The organism is Gordonia sp. B8661-1, from assembly GCF_059427765.1.
This window is the reverse complement of the sequence record NZ_JCAHRL010000007.1, coordinates 170,013-186,259: the sequence shown is the minus strand read 5'-3', so window position 1 is coordinate 186,259 and position 16,247 is coordinate 170,013. Positions and strand designations below refer to the sequence as shown.

The window sequence follows — 16,247 nt, the reverse complement described above, 5'->3', positions numbered from 1 at the left end:
CCGGTTACCCGACGGTGAGCAGCACCTTGCCGATCGCGTCGCCGCTGTCGAGGCGGGCCTGCGCGGCAGCGGCCTCGGCGAGCGGGAAGGTCGAGTCGATGATCGGCCGGACCTTGCCCTCGTCGATGAGCGGCCAGGTGTCGTGGCGGGTCGTCGCGACGACATCGGCCTTCGATCCCTGGCCGATCACCGGCCGGGACCGCAGCGTGGTGCCGTACACCGCGCCGCGTTTGCCCATCAGCGTGCCGATCGGCAGTTCGCCCTTCACGCCGCCCTGCATGCCGATGATCACCAGGCGGCCGCCGGTGGCGAGCGCGTCGACGTTCCGCGGCAGGTAGGCGGCGCCCATGATGTCGAGGATGACGTTCGCGCCGCCCTCGCCCTGCATCACGGTCACGAAGTCCTCGGTCGAGTAGTCGATCAGGATGTCGGCGCCCAGCGCTTTGCAGCGTTCCAGCTTCTCCCGGGTGCGCGCGGTGACGGCCACGCGGGCACCCAGTGCGTGCGCCACCTGGATGGCATGCGTGCCGATGCCGCTCGACCCGCCGTGAATGAGAACCAATTCGCCTGCCGTCAGGTGCGCGGTGGCGAGCAGGTTGGAGGCGACCGTGCAGGCCACCTCGGGCAGAGCCGCGGCGTCCACCAGAGTGACCCCGTCGGGCCGCGGGAGCACCTGAACCGCGGGCACCGCGACCTTCTCCGCGTAGCCCCCGCCGGCCAGCAGCGCACACACCTCGTCGCCCACCTTCCACTCTCCCGCATCGTCCCCAACTGCGGAAATGCGCCCGGACACCTCCAGTCCGAGGATGTCCGAGGCGCCGGGCGGGGGCGGATACAGCCCACGCCGCTGCAGGAGATCGGCGCGGTTCACGCCGGCCGCGACGACATCGATCACCACCTCGCCGGGGCCGGCCACCGGATCGGGCACGGTGCCGAGAGACAGGTCTTCCATGTGGACAACTGCGCGCATGATTTCGATGCTGTCACACGAACCCGTTACCGGTAACTGCTCCCAATTGGTTACACTCGGTTTCACTCGCTTATGAGTCGGTTGTGCGACGCAGTTCTGGGGGTTCGGGGGAGTTCGGCGCCGCACAGTGGGATCGCTTCCTAAAGCGTTGGGGACCAATGCGATTCATGGGCGAGCGGGATGGGTCGGGGAGACAGGGGAGGGAATATGCCTGTACCCGAGGGCATGGTGGACGACGAACTGCGCGTGTGGTCGTCGATGATGGTCGAGACAATGCGTCTCGTCGGATTTCTCGACGAGCGTCTGACTCTCGAGGACGGGGTCAGCTACGCGGAATACCGCACGATGATCAACATCCTGCGAGACGGACCGCAGCGTATGTCGGACTTGGCGCAGGAGGGACTGGTGTCGCGTAGCGGTATCAGCCGTCAGGTGGCCCGGCTGGTCGCGCTCGGATACGTCGAGCAGTTCACCGAAGTGAATGACGGTCGTAGCCGCCTCGTGCGGCTCACCCAGGACGGACGCGACGTGGTCACCAAGGCGACCACGACACATTCCGCCCGGGTGCGACAGTTGCTCTTCGATCAGCTGGACGAGGAAGAGGTCCGCACGCTGGACCACATCTACAGCAAGGTGGGTGACAGCCTGACGCGCACGCTCCAGTAGCCTGTGCGGCAGGGAAGCGTGGCAGAGCGGCCGAATGCACTCGCCTTGAAAGCGAGCGTGGGTAAAACCACCGGGGGTTCAAATCCCTCCGCTTCCGCTGCCTGAGGTCAGAGGCGGTTTCCGGGCAACCGGAAGCCGCCTCTCTTTCCGTTCCGGTGACCCATTCATAGTGCCTGCCGAAATACGATCAGCGGGTATCGCGCCACAATTCGGTCGGTACCGTGACCATATGAGACTGGGGCGTGCACTCGGGGCGTCTATCGGCGCAGTGTTCGCGCTCCTATTCACTGCTTGCGACCCGTTCGCCAACCCGGACCTCAGCTCCCGCGACATCGACGCCGGGGACGCCGCGCAGGCGATCGAACAGCGGCACATCGAATTGCCAGAGGGGTTCCGGTTCACAGCGGGGAGGATTCATCCGGTGGCATTCCAGGGACGCCCCGGTTACGACCTCCTCTACGACGCTCCGGCTGCGGTGTTCGAGGACCCGCGCTTGCTGCAAGCGGCGTACACGGGCACGTCACTTGACGGCGCGTTCTCCGAGTTCGAAGACTTCGATTGCGCCGCGGGGATTCTCGGCGTCGCTCGTGAGCAGAGGTGGGTGACGTGCACGCCGCAGACGCGGGCGAAGTTCAGCGTCACCGGGACCGATCGCACCAACACCGCGCGGCCCTTCTATTACGACGGGATCGCGGTCATCGCCGCGGAGGGGCGGACTCAGGTGATTGTGGTGATCGGCGGGTCGTAGGGCAGTTAGTGATCCACGCCGGTGACCTGTTCACCCAGGACGGTTCACTCATGGTCGCGTGGTCTCGCTCGCTGGTTACTGACAAGGGAACCCGTTGTGCCGCGGCGCGCTCGAACCACGTACGACGCAGCAGACCGCTCGCCACCTATCGCGCCGAGATGGCTTCCCTCGACCGGCTGTGTGACTTTTAAGCAGTGACCTTGGTCGAATGCACGCTGACGACACGCCGAACCGAATTACACGGTTGTGATTCAACCTTCGGATTGGCCGCATACAGTGGGCGCGTACGGAACGAACGGCGTCGGTAGGAGCACTCACGATGGCGGATCGGGTTCCTGTTGGCATCTCCGGTGACCTCCACCGCTATCAAACCTGATTGCGATCTGAACCTCAGCTACTACAGGCCGGCGAGTCATCTCGGGAGCTGTCTAAGCGGCGCAGAGGCTCCCGTTCCCATCCCTTGGCGGGACTGAAGGTGAGCACGACCTGCAGTGGCCACGCGATCACGACGACTTCGTCGATCTCGTCGGGAAGCTCCAGGGGAGCACTAGGCGCCACCTCGGAGTCTCGGATCGTGGCAATCATCTCCTTCGCTGGACCGGAACTGTCTGCGACGAGCGCCAAGATCCGCCGACCTGTTTCGGGACCCAGCGACTTTCGCGCATTCGTCGCGCGTTCCGACGCCAGCCACTCGTTGAGGAATCCGACCATGTCGATATCGAGATCGGTCGAGCGCGCCCCACCGTAGCCTTCACTCAGGATCACGCCCGGCCCGAGTGGTTGCTCACCGGACGACGGTGGCGGCACGGCACTTCCACTCACCGGATAACCGACGGCGGCCGTCACCGCACTGTTTCGCCAGAACCCGCCCGACCCTTCGGCTTCGATTCGGGCGAGCGCGGCTTCAAGATCAGGCAGCATCGTGTCGAACCTCGGCTTTCGGAGCGTGCCCCATGTCTCGCGGGCCTCGGTCGTGTCCATCACCAACAACCAGGTCTCCCGCAACGACTGCATCGGGTGGAAGTGTTCTCCATCGAATGCTTCGTCCAACTTGACGTTGTGCCACCGCATCGCAGCGCTCGTTAGCCACTTCACCTCGACCGCTACCGCCGAACAGGCCGACCTGAAATCGGGGACCGCCCCCTGGCGCTCTACCTCGCAGACTCGGCTGAAAGTCAGACCGGTGCGGGAGGTTATGACATCGAGCGCGATCTGCTCGGCCCGGTCGCGCTTCGCGCACTTCATGTGGGTGCAGGCCACCGCTTCTTTCGCCATCCGCTCACGGTATTGCCGCAGGCAAATGCCGGCGACTCGACTGATCGTTCAACTGCGTTCTCGCCTATGCGATTTACGTCCAGCGGACTGTAGTTGTTGCGCCACTCCACGAGACTCGAGGCTGGACCGCGCCATGCCCGATACTGTCATTCAAGGGATATACCTTTGAGTAAGATATCTGTGCGCTTGAAATGGCCCGAAATCAACGTCGCGCTGGCGCGGCTGCATCAGCCCCGACCACTTCAGAAGTGTCGATTCAGGATCATCGCAATAAGTTGAGTGCCGAAGCGATGCTTGTGGAGGACGGTGGTATTTTCGCTGGTAGCTGGCATCAGAAAGCCGCCACGCTGAATCATTGGACGAACTACGCAGACTATGCGGGGACGTGAAGCCCGAGTGTGTTTGTTGGTTGGAACGCTGTCATTTCGAGCCGAGGGGTTCCCGTCCCATGTATCCGAACGTATACACAATGACAGTTGAGCGGCATAGCAAAGTTGGCTGAGAAGTTGCACACCAACTGAGTCATCAATATGGTTTCGGCTAATCGGAGCCGCAGCTAATCGGAGTCGCAATAGTGGAAGCCCGGAAACTAGAAATGCATCCGGGGTTAATTCGCGAGTCACGGGTCGGTCAGACACCAACTCGTTCGGGATTGCTGCACTGATAGAGACAGCTTCTGGAGGGACATTGCATTTTACGCGGCGGGTAATTCTAGGTCTACTTTCGTCATTGACATTGGCACTTCCGGCTACCGCCGGAATGGGAGTAGCGTCAGCAAAACCGACGCCATTGGCATCAAAGTTCGATCAAACTGTCACTGACGATGGTTGGAAGCTCGAGTTGCGAGCATCTGAGCTCATAGTCAACCCGATGTCCAATATTGCCAACAGTTTCGCGTCCCGAGAGGGATGGATCACGTCTCGTGTCGGCGCACTCATTACTCCAGCCGCAGGACGCAGACCTTCCGAGCCGGTGTTATCTGGGATTGTTGAGCAATTTCTAGTCGTGGGGTGTCAGGTCGACGTTTCCGATGGCGCCACGTTGGGGCTTGGATCATCCATTGGACCAACAGCTAGTGTGACTATCAGTGGACTTCCGTCGGCATCGGTTGGCGGATCAGCGTCTCTTAGCCCGTCGATCTCGTCAAGGCTCAGAGCAGGCAAGGTCACCGAGTTCTCACTAGGTAAGAAGACGTTAAACACGAATCGGGCATCTATTCGCGCCAAGCGTGTCCATCTGCGTGTAAACGGATGTGTCGGCCCAACCACGGTACGCGTCATCGTTCGTTTCTCGGTGTCCACCCGGACTGCCGACGACACTCTCAACGTGTACTCGGCTCGGATGTGGTTGTGAAAGGTATGGCAGTGATGTCAAGAAGGAACCTGGCCAAGATCCCTGCTTTCCGCCTGAGCGCTATTTTTATCGCGATAGTTGCGTTGCTCCTTACGATGGCGATTAATACCAACGCTGGTGCCGAGACTCCGGCCGAACGCTGCAAGCGCGAGACGGCAACCTATAACGCGGCCTGGGCGGCATCGTGGTCGGCAGCGAACGGAAAACCTGTTGCTGAAGCGCCTCCACCCCCGGTTCCGTATACGTGCCACGATCCCGGGCCGTCGACAACGCCGACCACGCCTTTGCCGTCGGTGACTGCGCCCAGTGGGACCAGCGAACCCGCGACCCCCGCACCAGACGGGCCAGACATCGGCGGGCACGCACCCACTGACATCCCGCCAGCTGGCGCATCACCGATAGTGCCGGTGCCACGAGGACCTCTCAAGCAAGCGCCAGGCCGCACTGAAGCTGGTATTCTGTGCAATAAGGTGTCTGGGTGCAGGCAATGGAGGCACACATTTAGTGAAGAGAATACGAAAAAAATGTGGGAAAGCTACAAAGAAGCCGGTCCGCTAGCCGGTGGAGTGGCATGCGGGCTGATTCTCTTGGCGATGCGAGCCGGGCCTGTCGCGGGGCTCATCGGCGGGGCGGTTTGTCAGTACGTATTCAATCAAGTTTTTAAATACACGCCTGAGCTTCCGAAGGGTGCCCAGCTGCATCTGGCAATCACCTACAGTGCTTTCGGAGCGAGCGTTGACCCGAATGAGACATATCTAATTATTCCGGGTCAGGCCGTTCGGCAGCGATGACCGGGGTTGAGGTAAATTTCGTGATCGGGATCGTGGTTGGGATCGCGGCCATATACCCAGTCGGCAGCCTGATTCTAAAGCGACGGCGCCGACCGAGTGAGATGAGGGCAGTGTCGATATTGTTGAGTGTTCTCGCGGCATTCATTCTCAGCCTGGCTTTGTACACGGCAGTGATATTCTCTATAGATTCGGCAGGATTGAAGAGCTTCGCGAAAGGGTTAGTCGCAAGCATCGTTATCTCGACATTTGGGCTACTTGCGTACGCCAACAAGGCTAGAGGAAAGGGAGACTGATGACCTCGACGAAACTGGCGACTCTAATTAAACCCGTACTGCTTGTGTTGGCAATTTCAGCTATCGTTCTTGCGGCTGTAGGTATCCACTCGGCTCAAAGCGATGAGCCGGCAGCGCAGGCTGCCCCTTCGAGAGGTCAGCTCACCGATCAGGATCTGCAGGTTCTGTTACAGATGACCGCGAAGCGGTTCTATGTATCTGCATATCGAGGCAATGCTGGCGATGTATACTCTCTGCTGACTTCGCGATGCCAAATGAAGAATCCGATCGACGGACTGGCTCGTGCGATTCCTGGGGTACCACTCACGGATCCGGGTAGCTGGAAGTATTTTACAATGCCGATCGGAAAGCGCTTCAGCCCGCAAACTGTCCAACCATACTCAAACGCCAAACTCGAAGGTAAGCCGACTCAGTGGTCCTTGGTGTCGAACAAGTGGCGACTTGACACATGCTGATCGGCCGCTCCCATCAGCTTCGGTAGCTTCCGGCGGTTTCGCTCCAACAGTGAAGTTGGAGCTACGGAGATGGCGGTGACGCTATAAGGACGGGGTGCGAGCTAAGTGCTCCTGATGCATTTGGTGGTACCGCTGTCCGCGCGGGATGAGGGACACGACATGAACTGTCGGGGTGTCGCCCGAATCGGACTCGTTCTGCTCGGGCACGGCCTGAGACGCTTCTGACGGTGTCGGATGGTTGTCCGCTTGTCGACAGCTAATGTCATTGCCGTTGAACTGGAGCTCTGAGTTGGCGGTCCTGCCGAGGACGTGACCGGGAGGCCGATGCGGTGGCGGATATCGATGAGACCGCTTCGGCGGCAGTGGTGCTCTGGTGGATACCGGTAGGCGCTGGCGGGCGGGTTGTGCGCCACACGAGTCGGTGGTGGGAGCTAATCCAGGCACGGTTGGCTCGGCGTGATCCACGTCCACTTTTTCACGCCGCCATGGAGGTGACTCTCGTCGACGGCACGCGATACGTGATCGAGATGGCGCCAGCGTGGAGTGCACCCCTAGGACTGGACCGCGGTGTGGCGGTCAGCGGACCCGTGGGACTACGGGCTTTGGGACGATGGCGACTGTTTCGCTACGAGGTTCGGTGCTGGGCTGACGGGACGATCCCCGACCGGTCTTACGCGGTGGGCGGGCCGGTAGTGCTCACGACTGACCGCACCAAGTCGCAGGCCCTCGTCAGCAGTGTTCGGGACGTCCCGTCGCTGACATGGGGACGAAATGTCGGAGTCGTCAACGATATGTGGAACTCGAACTCTGTGGTGTCCTGGCTCTTGGTCATGGCTGACATGTCGGCTGACGGAGTGGTTCCGCCGCAGGGCGGTTGGGCGCCGGGGTGGCAGGCCGGGATTGCGCTTGCGACTTCACGACGGCACGATCCAAACTGACGTAGCGGGGCAGGGGAGGGTTAGCAACCGACATCAACTGACAAGGCTCGAGGTGTATTGTTCACACCCCGACATGATCGGGCGCGCATAGGCCTATCCGAACAGCCAGCGGATCTCGGTAGCTTCCGACCGCCAATCTCGATACTCGAAAGGCAAATCTGCGTGACCAGATCAGACAAGCAGGTGTGATCTACATACAAATAGAATAGGCTGGCCCAGCCTGCGGACACGTCCGCAGACCCGGTTTACCTCCTGACTCAGAAGACTGCTGGACAAACGTATGTGCGGCTCGCATTTGGTCGGAACGACAACTGCCTTCGCCCAGTGGGAGCGCAGATCGGCCCAGATGTCTAACTCGTCCGGAGGGGCATCGCCCCACCACATGCGAGCGTTCTACTTCACTCAACCGCCCGAGGATCTCTTCGACCGAATCCGCTCGTTGACGATGCCGGTCCACATCATCGGCGGCGCGGAGGATCTGCTGTTCGGCAACGCGCCGGTGCGGGCTCTTGCCAAGATTTTCTCCCACGGCTCGATCGAGATGATCGACGACTGCGGACACTATCCGTGGGTGGATCAACCCGATGCCTTCGCCGCTGCGGTTGCCCGTTGGGCGTCGTCCGGATAGTGCGGTCGTGATCGGGCGACGAACGCGGCGCCGCCGAGAATGAGGAGGCATCCGAGGATCTGCGTCGTCGACGGCACCTGGCCGAGCAGGAGTGCGGCCAGGGGGAGTGCGAAGACCGATGGAAGCAGGAGGAGTACGCCGCTCAGATGCGTGGGAAGGAGCGTCACCCCCTTGTTGATCAGAGCGAATGCCAGCACCTGACCGGCGAAGGCCAGCAGCACGATCAGCAGCCATGATCGTGGGGTGCCTGGCATTCGGAGCGTGCCGGTCGCCGCGCCGATGAGTGCCGCAGTCGCTGCCGCGGACGTGCACGCGACCGTCAGCACCGTTGTCGGCCAATGGTTCTGATCAGAGGAGCCGCGACGGATGAGGAACAGGTAGATCGTGTAGCCGACACCGGCGATCACGCCGGCAAGGACGCCGACCGCACTGGGAGCGGTGCCGGAGCCGGGGCTGAGGAGTCCGCCCGCCAGTGCGACACCGACGAGCATCAGTGGCGCCAGGAACCAGGTCGTTCGGCGCGGGCGCACGCGATCGACAGCGAACACCAGCAGCGGCATCACCACGATCTGCACGTTGATGAGCACGGTCGCGATTCCGGCGCCCGCGCCGGCGATGCTGATGTTCCAGCAACTGAAGTCGAGGCCGAGTGCGATGCCGGCTGCCGCTGCGAAAAGAATCTGACGCCGTGGCGGGTGGCCCAGCCGCCGGAACTCGACGATGGCGAGTGGCAGCAACATGATCGCGGCGAGACCCGCACGCAGCATGGCGACCGTGACGGGCTCACTGTCGGCGGCCTCGACCAGAATCGACGAAAACCCAAGGCACAGAGCGGCACCCAGTAGTGCCAGCGTTCCGGTGCGGGCAGTCGTGAGGGCGACCATGCCTCCACCTTCCCGACAATCATTCGGTAAGTCCAGGTGATGTTTGCTTGCTGTATTGCGTAATCTGGCTGAATGATCGATTCGTGGGATCGACTCAGGGTGTTCGCCGCCGTAGCCAAACACGGCAGTCTCGCGGCTGCGGCAACGGAGTTACACCTGACGGGACCCGCTGTGTCACATCACCTGCGGCGCCTGGAGAACACACTCGGCACACGGCTCGTCGAGCGCGATGGTCGCGGCATCCGGCTCACCGTCGCAGGACGCATCCTCGCCGAAGGTACGCGCGAGGTCGAAGCGGCGGTACATGCCGCCGAAGCGGAGATCGAGGCGCTGGCCGACGAGATCAGCGGACCTATTCGACTGGGCGCTTCGGGGACTGTCCTGCGTAGTCTCGCGCCGGTCCTCGGTGCGTTCGTCCGCAGGCATCCGCGCAGTCGTCCGGAGGTGATCGACGCCGACACCGTGGACCTGCTGCCAAAGCTGCGTCGCGACGAATTGGACCTGGTGGTCGCCGAGTCCTGGAGTACCGCGCCGCGCCGAGTGGGTAGCGGCTTCGTCGCCGAGGTCGTGCACGTCGAGCGTGCGCGCGTCGCCGTTTCTGCCGATGATCCGGTCGCGAAGGCCGGTCGCGTCCCCGCGAGCGCCTTCGCCGAGGCGACGTGGGCCACGTGCGCCGACGGCAGTGACCCATCACTGGGCTTGCGTGAGTTGGTGGCCGCGACAGGGGAGGGGCGTGAACCTCGGATTGCGTATCAGGTCAACGACTTCGCCACTGCGCTCGCTCTGGTCCGCGAGGGGCTTGCGTGGGCGCTGGTCACCGATCTGTCACAACCCGAATGCGGGAACGAAATCATCCTGTGCGACACCACTCCTGAGATCACCAGGACACTCAGTGTGGTCCGCCGTGCTTCGACGGCACGTCCTGCCGTCGCCGCCTTGGTCGACGCCATCGCCGCCGGCTTCGGATAGACGGCAGTACTCAGCGAATCTCCACATCAGATGAACCGGTAGTGCAGACGTCTGCACGTCGGGTGCCGCGATCAACCGGCGCTGCTCACACCGAATTCACCTGACAGACAAGTGAACTGGAATATCCAGTCGGCCTCGCCATGACGTAAGAAATCTGTGGCCCGTGCAGTCATGGTGTTGGCCGCATGACGTGCACGGAGTGAATGTGACCCCTTGCACAAATTGGTACGCTCACGTACCGTCTGTCTGGTACGCCAACGTACCAACCGTTCGAGGAAGGCCGCGCCGTGACCATGATCGACCTGCCCACCGGCCCGAGGGCCCCGTCATTCGTCCAGGCCTGGTGGGCGGTGAAAGACCGTCGTCGCACCATGGCCCGTCTCGCCGAGCAGCACGGCTCCGCGTTCACGCTGAGGATGCCGATCTACGGGGAGTCCGTGGTGATCAGCGATCCGGCGGAGGTGCGCGAACTGTTCATGAACGCCGACGACGCCTTCGGGCCGATCGAACCCAACCTCGGCAAGATCCTCGGGCCGGGCTCGATGTTCGCCCGCGACGGAGCCGATCATCGTCGCCAGCGCAAGCTCCTGGTGCCGCCCTTCCATGGCCGCAATCTCGTCACCTATGAGCGGATCATCGAGGAGGAGGCCGTTCGGGAGATGGCCAAGTGGCCTGAGGGCAAGCCTTTTTCGGTGATGGAGTCGATGATGCACATCACCCTGAACGCGATCCTGCGCGCGGTGCTCGGCGCCGAGGGGGACGAGTTCGACGAGCTGCGCACCACCATGCCCGAGGTCGTCGAACTCGGGTCGATGCTCGTCGCACTGCCGATCCCGCAGGTCGAATTGTTCGGCCTGGCACCGTGGGGTAAGTATCGCCGGATGCGCGCCCGCTACGACGCCCTCATCGACCGCCTGATCGACAAGGCGCTCGCCGACGATCAATTGGAGGAGCGTACGGACGTGCTCGCCATGATGGTGCGGTCGACCTACGACGACGGAACCGCCATCTCCCGCAGTCACATCGCCGACGAACTCGTCACCATGCTGGCCGCCGGTCACGAGACCACCGGCACCACCCTCGCCTGGGCCGTCGAGCGGCTGCGCCGGCACCCCGAGATCCTGCGCCGGCTCGAAGCCGAGGTCGCCGCAGGTGAAGGAGCACTCCGGGCGGCGACGATCACCGAGGTGCAGCGCATCCGCCCGGTCATCGACTTCACCGGTCGCCGGGCCCGGGAGGACAACACGAAGCTCGGGCGATGGACCCTGCCCAAGGGGAAGGTCGTGCTCGCCAGCATCAACCTGATGCATGACAACGAAGAGCTCTTCCCGAACGCCAAGGCCTTCCATCCGGACCGGTTCGTGGGAGCCAAGGCCGACGTCTACAGCTGGATTCCCTTCGGCGGCGGCGTACGTCGATGCATCGGCGCAGCCTTCGCCCAGATGGAAATGACCGTCGTACTGCGAACCCTGTTGCGCGACTTCGAACTCGAACCGACGACCGAACCCGACGAGCCGTGGCATTCCCGCGGTATCTCCTGGGCGCCCAAGCACGGTGGACTCGCCGTCGTGCATCGACGCTCGACCCCCCTCGTCGGAAGCGAGCCCGCCGCCGAGGCGGTGTCGGCGCCGTCCGATGCCGCGACCAAGATGGAGACCTCCGCATGACCAGCGCCCCAGAGTATTTCGACTATCTCGTGATCGGCGCCGGGCTGTCCGGCATCGGCGCCGCACGCCAGTTCGCCGCCACGTTCCCCGGAAAGACCTACGCGGTCCTCGAGGCCCGGGAAAATCTCGGCGGCACCTGGGATCTGTTCCGCTATCCCGGTATTCGCTCAGACTCCGACATGCACACGCTCGGTTATCGCTTCAAGCCGTGGACGCAGCCGAAGGCGATCGCCGACGGTCCGAGCATCCTCGCCTACATTCGTGAGGCGGCCGCGGAGGGCGGGGTCGACGCCCATATCCGATACTCCCACAAGGTGATCGGCGCGAGTTGGGACAGCGGTCAGGCGCGCTGGACGGTTCGCGCGCTGCGCGGCAAGAAGCGCGTCACGTACACCTGCGCGGTGCTGCACGTGTGCAGTGGCTATTACCGCTACGACGAGGGCCACAGCCCGGAGTTCGAAGGCTCAGAAGACTTCCGCGGCCAGATCATTCATCCGCAGCAGTGGCCGGCCGACCTGGACCACGCGGGTAAGCGGATCGTGGTCATCGGCAGCGGTGCCACTGCGGTCACCCTGGTGCCGACGTTGGCGCAGACCGCCGCGCACGTGACGATGCTGCAGCGCTCGCCCACCTACATCTCGACGCTCAAGAGTCAGGATGTGATCGGCAACAAACTGCGCGCATGGCTCGGCGAGGAGCGGGCCTACAGCCTGATCCGGCTCAAGAACACCACATTCGGTTCGGCCTTCTATCAGTTCTGCCGGCGCCGCCCGGAGACCGTGCGATCGATGGTGCTCAAGGGTGCCGCGAAGCAGCTGCCGCCCGGCTACGACGTCGAGACCCATTTCAATCCGCGCTACAACCCGTGGGATCAGCGGATGTGTGTGGTGCCCGACGGCGACCTCTTCGCGGCGATCCGTCAACGACACGCCTCGATCGTCACCGACCGCATCGAGCGGTTCACCGAAACCGGAATCCGGCTGGAGTCGGGCAAGGAACTGCCCGCCGACATCATCGTCACCGCGACCGGGCTCTCCCTGCTGCGCTTCGGAGGGATGACCTTCGAGGTCGACGGTGAGAACGTGGATCCCGGTCAGGAGGTGGCGTACAAGTCAGCGCTGCTGACGCGGATGCCGAACTTCGCCTTCACACTCGGCTACACGAATGCGTCGTGGACTCTCAAGGCCGATCTCGTCGCCGAGTATCTGTGCAAGGTGATCGCCCACATGGATGCTCGTGGCCACTCGACCTTCGTCCCGGTGCGCGAACCCGGGATGGAGACCGTTCCGTTACTCGGTCTGCAGGCCGGCTACATTCAGCGCTCCATCAACGAGTTCCCTCGCGCGGGCACATCGGGTCCGTGGCAGGTGGTGATGAGCTATCGCGTCGACAAGGCGACGCTGCGGGACGCACCGGTCGAGGAGGCAAACCTCTCCTTCTCGGGAAGCCGTTCATCGACCGGCGCCGACGTTCGGGTCTGACGCATGGCCCGGAACATGTCACCCCATCGCCAGGAGCGCGATCGCCGCGTCGGCGGCTGCTGTCGTCACCGTCTCGGCGTCCACGCCGTCCTCGAGCGAGGTTGCCATCAGCTCACGCAGGCCGCCGAGCAGCAGGACCGAGGTGTGCCGCGACGGCGGCGCGATGCCCTCGGCGCGGAAGTCGTCGGCATCGGTGACCTGGTGCAGCAGCACCGTGAAGGAGTCGAGGATCTCGCGCTGCACCTCTCGGGCACCGTCGCCGAGGGCGCGCGGTTCGCGTACCCAGCCGCGGACGAGTTCCGGCTCGGCCATCGACGCCGCGACCCACGCGCGCACGAGCCGGACCGCTTGCTCTCGCCACGGCGCACCGGGCAGCACGCTCCCCGCGATCGCCTCGACGATGCGCGCGTTCTCCGTGCGCATCAACTCGACATAGCAATCCTCGAGGCGCTCGAAGTGCTGGTAGAAGGTGCGCCGGGAGATCCGGGCGAAGCGCACGACATCGGCGACGGTCGTCTCGTCGTAGCCCTGCGCCCGGATCGCCGCGGCCAGTCCGTGGAGCACCCGACGCCGATTCTGGACATCCCGGAAGTCGCCCTCGCCGGATCCTGATTCACTCACCGGCCCACCCCGACGATTCGTTCCGCCATCTCCATCACGCCCGCATCCATTCCGCACGTCCAGCTCTGGTACGCCAGCGTACCGCCAGCTCTCGTTCGTCTGTCCCACCCGAGGTAATCATGACCGAAACCATCACTCCCGTCGGCCGCGGCATCCGGCTCGCACACGATCGGATCGGTGACTCCGACGCCGTGCCCGTCGTCCTGATCGCGGGCCTCAGCCAGCAGCTGCACTCCTGGCCCGACGCTCTGTGCAGGCTGTTGGCCGATCGCGGCCACCAGGTCATCCGCTTCGACAATCGCGACGCCGGACTCTCGACCCACCTGGACTTCACACCCAGCACCCTCCAGGTCTTCCGCGGCAATCATCCCGAGCAGTACGTGCTCTTCGACATGGCCCGGGACACCGTCGGACTCCTCGACGCGCTCGGTATCGAACGCGCACATCTCGTCGGTGTGTCGATGGGCGGCATGATCGCCCAGACGGTGGCGGCCCGCTTCGGCACGCGCGTGGCCTCGCTCACCTCGATCATGTCCACCACCGGGGCCGCGAAGATCGGCCGGCCAGCACCGTCCACGTGGTTGCACATGCTCACCGCACGACCTCCGCGTACTGCCGCCGAGGCCGCCGACGGAGCCGTGCGCGGACTGCGCCACATCGCGTCGGCCGGCTTTCCCTTCGACGAGGCCGCCGTCCGTGCGACCGCCCGACTGTCGTTCGAGCGCGATCCGGGCGCCGCCGCGGCGACGAACCGGCAGCTCGGCGCGATCCTGGCGTCCGGGGACCGCACCCGCGAACTGCGCCGGATCGCGGCGCCGACTCTGGTGATCCACGGCGACCGCGATCTCATGGTGGCGCCGTCGGGCGGGTACGCGACGGCTCGGGCGATTTCCACCGCGCGCCTGCGCATCATCCCCGGCCTGGGACACGATCTGCCGAGTGGTGTCTGGCCCGAACTGGCCACGATGATCGGCGATCATCTCGCGGCATCGAACGCCCCCGGTCGGCGATGAACGACATTCTGCAGACCGAATACCGGCCGCCCGAGGCGACCGGACGCGCCCGCGGGGCCGCTCTGGCGGTGCTGTGCGTACCGATGCTGATGATGGTGCTGGACGCCCAGATCGTGACCGTCGCGCTGCCCACCATCGCCGCCGATCTCGACGTCGATCAATCCGGCCTCGCCTGGGTACTGAATGGGTACCTCATCGCGCTGGGTGCCCTGCTTCTGCCCGCGGGACGCCTCGGCGACGTATTCGGCCGGCGGCGGATCTTCGTCACGGGACTGGTCGTATTCAGTGCGGCGACCCTCGTCTGCGGTCTGGCCACCGGGCCGGAACTGCTGGTCGGTGCGCGGATCGTGCAGGGCGCCGGTGCCGCATTCACCTCCGCGGTCATCCTCGGGCTGATCGCCGGTCTCTATCCGGAGCCCGGCGAGCGGGCCCGGGCGATCGCGCTGTACACCTGCACCTCCGCGGTCGGAGGCACGGTGGGTCTGCTGGTGGGCGGCTTGCTGGTACAGGTCTTCGGCTGGCAGGGGGTCTTCTGGGTGAATGTGCCGATCGGGATCGCCGCTGCCTTTGCCGCCTGCCGACTCGTGCCCCGTGATGGTCGAGAGTCCGACGCGACACGACCGAATGCCTTGTCGCTGGGTATCTTTCGGCAACAGCATGTTGTCACCGCCAATGTCGCACAGGCATTGACCTTCGCCGGAATGTTCGGCATCTCCTTCCTCGGCGTCCTGTACTTCCAGGACGTCCGCGGATTCGATCCGTTCCAGGTCGGTCTGGCCTATCTGCCGTCCCAGGCGCTCAACGCGCTGATCGCGTTCACGCTCGCGGGCCGTCTGGTATCCCGGCTCGGGGCGCACCGCACCCTCGCGCTCGGTTTGGTGGTGCTCGTCGCGGGGGAGGCGTTGTTCGCCCGCTCCGGAACGACCACCGACTACCTGCCCGCCATCGGAATTGCCATGTGCCTCATCGGGATCGGCATGGGGCTGGCGCTGCCCAGCCTGTCGGTCCTGGCGATGTCGGGAGCGCGGCCCGGCGACGCCGGGCTGGTCGGCGGGCTCGCGAACACGACCATGCAGGTCGGTGCGGCGGTCGGCGTCGCGGTTCTCGCCGCCGTGTCCACCGCCGGGAATCGCCGAGCGGCCGACGCCGGCTCGAGCGCACCAAACGCCCTCGTCGGCGGATTTCACGACGCCTTCGCGGTCGGCATCGCGCTGATCGTCCTTGCCCTCGCCGTCACCGTCCTCGCGGCGCGCCGACCGTCCACCGCGCTACTCCCCCAGCCCTGATCCGGAAGGAAAACCCATGAAAATCAACGTGAATCGTCCCCTGTGCGCAGGACTCGGCGTCTGCGAGTCGATGGCACCCGACTGGTTCGAGGTCGGGGCGGACGGCCTGGTCGTCGCTCCGGAGGGCGAGATCCCGGAGGACGCGCGGGCCGAGGTCGGCGAGGCCGCCGCGTCCTGCCCCAACCTCGTACTCAACACCATCGCCTGAA

The 16,247-nt window shown here is 64.1% G+C and carries 14 protein-coding genes and 1 tRNA gene; 11 read left to right on the top strand and 4 right to left on the bottom strand.

What is annotated here, in order from left to right; translation table 11 throughout:
- Nucleotides 1–4: 4 nt before the first annotated feature.
- Nucleotides 5–970 (bottom strand): NAD(P)H-quinone oxidoreductase, encoded by a 966-nt coding sequence (locus AC4JJG_RS15790; protein WP_495398506.1) that lies wholly within the window; start codon nt 968–970, stop codon nt 5–7.
- A 207-nt stretch (nt 971–1,177) separates the two neighbouring features.
- On the opposite strand from AC4JJG_RS15790, the gene AC4JJG_RS15785 reads away from it, so the two are divergent.
- The 3 genes from AC4JJG_RS15785 (at nt 1,178) to AC4JJG_RS15775 (ending at nt 2,384) form a co-directional block, all read left to right on the top strand.
- A complete protein-coding gene (locus tag AC4JJG_RS15785; RefSeq protein WP_495398507.1) occupies nt 1,178–1,636 on the top strand; it encodes a MarR family winged helix-turn-helix transcriptional regulator in 459 nt (152 codons plus the stop codon).
- 12 nt (nt 1,637–1,648) lie between these two features.
- Nucleotides 1,649–1,733, top strand: a tRNA-Ser gene (locus tag AC4JJG_RS15780).
- Nucleotides 1,734–1,865: 132 nt separating this feature from the next.
- Complete coding sequence (locus AC4JJG_RS15775; RefSeq protein WP_495398508.1) at nt 1,866–2,384, top strand: hypothetical protein; 519 nt, start codon at nt 1,866–1,868, stop codon at nt 2,382–2,384.
- Nucleotides 2,385–2,774: 390 nt separating this feature from the next.
- Here the strand turns inward: AC4JJG_RS15775 and AC4JJG_RS15770 are convergent, their stop codons facing one another.
- Nucleotides 2,775–3,659, bottom strand: coding sequence for a hypothetical protein (locus AC4JJG_RS15770; RefSeq protein WP_495398509.1), 885 nt, complete (start codon nt 3,657–3,659; stop codon nt 2,775–2,777).
- 759 nt (nt 3,660–4,418) lie between these two features.
- Here AC4JJG_RS15770 and AC4JJG_RS15765 point away from each other — a divergent pair.
- Together AC4JJG_RS15765 and AC4JJG_RS15760 are read left to right on the top strand one after the other, a co-directional pair.
- Entirely contained in the window at nt 4,419–5,012 is a 594-nt protein-coding gene (locus AC4JJG_RS15765; RefSeq protein WP_495399576.1) for an MspA family porin, read from the top strand.
- A 2,757-nt stretch (nt 5,013–7,769) separates the two neighbouring features.
- A complete protein-coding gene (locus tag AC4JJG_RS15760; RefSeq protein ID WP_495405789.1) occupies nt 7,770–8,117 on the top strand; it encodes an alpha/beta fold hydrolase in 348 nt (115 codons plus the stop codon).
- Here AC4JJG_RS15760 and AC4JJG_RS15755 read toward each other — a convergent pair.
- Nucleotides 8,066–9,001, bottom strand: coding sequence for a DMT family transporter (locus AC4JJG_RS15755; RefSeq protein WP_495398510.1), 936 nt, complete (start codon nt 8,999–9,001; stop codon nt 8,066–8,068). The genes AC4JJG_RS15760 and AC4JJG_RS15755 overlap by 52 nt on opposite strands.
- Before the next feature lie 72 nt (nt 9,002–9,073).
- On the opposite strand from AC4JJG_RS15755, the gene AC4JJG_RS15750 reads away from it, so the two are divergent.
- The 3 genes from AC4JJG_RS15750 (at nt 9,074) to AC4JJG_RS15740 (ending at nt 13,118) form a co-directional block, all read left to right on the top strand.
- A complete protein-coding gene (locus AC4JJG_RS15750) occupies nt 9,074–9,970 on the top strand; it encodes a LysR family transcriptional regulator (protein ID WP_495398511.1) in 897 nt (298 codons plus the stop codon).
- A gap of 293 nt (nt 9,971–10,263) precedes the next feature.
- The gene (locus AC4JJG_RS15745; protein ID WP_495399578.1) at nt 10,264–11,637 is read left to right on the top strand and encodes a cytochrome P450; all 1,374 of its coding nucleotides are present in this window, start codon (nt 10,264–10,266) and stop codon (nt 11,635–11,637) included.
- Nucleotides 11,634–13,118, top strand: a complete 1,485-nt coding sequence (locus tag AC4JJG_RS15740) for a flavin-containing monooxygenase (RefSeq protein ID WP_495398512.1) — start codon at nt 11,634–11,636, stop codon at nt 13,116–13,118. Before AC4JJG_RS15745 ends, AC4JJG_RS15740 begins: the two co-directional genes overlap by 4 nt.
- An 18-nt stretch (nt 13,119–13,136) precedes the next feature.
- On the opposite strand, the gene AC4JJG_RS15735 is transcribed toward AC4JJG_RS15740, so the two are convergent.
- Complete coding sequence (locus AC4JJG_RS15735) at nt 13,137–13,739, bottom strand: TetR/AcrR family transcriptional regulator (RefSeq protein WP_495398513.1); 603 nt, start codon at nt 13,737–13,739, stop codon at nt 13,137–13,139.
- Between the two features lie 119 nt (nt 13,740–13,858).
- Between AC4JJG_RS15735 and AC4JJG_RS15730 the strand changes: the two genes are divergently transcribed.
- Genes AC4JJG_RS15730 through AC4JJG_RS15720 form a run of 3 tightly spaced genes read left to right on the top strand, consistent with a single transcriptional unit; the run spans nt 13,859 to nt 16,246 of the window.
- Nucleotides 13,859–14,752 (top strand): alpha/beta fold hydrolase, encoded by an 894-nt coding sequence (locus AC4JJG_RS15730; RefSeq protein ID WP_495398514.1) that lies wholly within the window; start codon nt 13,859–13,861, stop codon nt 14,750–14,752.
- On the top strand, nt 14,749–16,038 hold the full coding sequence (locus AC4JJG_RS15725; protein WP_495398515.1) for an MFS transporter: 1,290 nt from the start codon (nt 14,749–14,751) through the stop codon (nt 16,036–16,038). The genes AC4JJG_RS15730 and AC4JJG_RS15725 overlap by 4 nt, the downstream gene beginning before the upstream one ends.
- Before the next feature lie 16 nt (nt 16,039–16,054).
- Entirely contained in the window at nt 16,055–16,246 is a 192-nt protein-coding gene (locus AC4JJG_RS15720; protein ID WP_495398516.1) for a ferredoxin, read from the top strand.
- Nucleotide 16,247: the final 1 nt, after the last annotated feature.

What these genes read in the sequence shown, in the direction of transcription:
- AC4JJG_RS15750 (WP_495398511.1), top strand. Translation starts at nt 9,074, where the DNA reads ATGATCGATTCGTGGGATCGACTCAGGGTGTTCGCCGCCGTAGCCAAA.
- AC4JJG_RS15790 (WP_495398506.1), bottom strand. Translation starts at nt 970, where the DNA reads ATGCGCGCAGTTGTCCACATGGAAGACCTGTCTCTCGGCACCGTGCCC.
- AC4JJG_RS15760 (WP_495405789.1), top strand. Translation starts at nt 7,770, where the DNA reads ATGTGCGGCTCGCATTTGGTCGGAACGACAACTGCCTTCGCCCAGTGG.
- AC4JJG_RS15765 (WP_495399576.1), top strand. Translation starts at nt 4,419, where the DNA reads ATGGGAGTAGCGTCAGCAAAACCGACGCCATTGGCATCAAAGTTCGAT.
- AC4JJG_RS15725 (WP_495398515.1), top strand. Translation starts at nt 14,749, where the DNA reads ATGAACGACATTCTGCAGACCGAATACCGGCCGCCCGAGGCGACCGGA.
- AC4JJG_RS15745 (WP_495399578.1), top strand. Translation starts at nt 10,264, where the DNA reads ATGATCGACCTGCCCACCGGCCCGAGGGCCCCGTCATTCGTCCAGGCC.
- AC4JJG_RS15755 (WP_495398510.1), bottom strand. Translation starts at nt 9,001, where the DNA reads ATGGTCGCCCTCACGACTGCCCGCACCGGAACGCTGGCACTACTGGGT.
- AC4JJG_RS15775 (WP_495398508.1), top strand. Translation starts at nt 1,866, where the DNA reads ATGAGACTGGGGCGTGCACTCGGGGCGTCTATCGGCGCAGTGTTCGCG.
- AC4JJG_RS15785 (WP_495398507.1), top strand. Translation starts at nt 1,178, where the DNA reads ATGCCTGTACCCGAGGGCATGGTGGACGACGAACTGCGCGTGTGGTCG.
- AC4JJG_RS15740 (WP_495398512.1), top strand. Translation starts at nt 11,634, where the DNA reads ATGACCAGCGCCCCAGAGTATTTCGACTATCTCGTGATCGGCGCCGGG.
- AC4JJG_RS15730 (WP_495398514.1), top strand. Translation starts at nt 13,859, where the DNA reads ATGACCGAAACCATCACTCCCGTCGGCCGCGGCATCCGGCTCGCACAC.
- AC4JJG_RS15720 (WP_495398516.1), top strand. Translation starts at nt 16,055, where the DNA reads ATGAAAATCAACGTGAATCGTCCCCTGTGCGCAGGACTCGGCGTCTGC.
- AC4JJG_RS15770 (WP_495398509.1), bottom strand. Translation starts at nt 3,659, where the DNA reads ATGGCGAAAGAAGCGGTGGCCTGCACCCACATGAAGTGCGCGAAGCGC.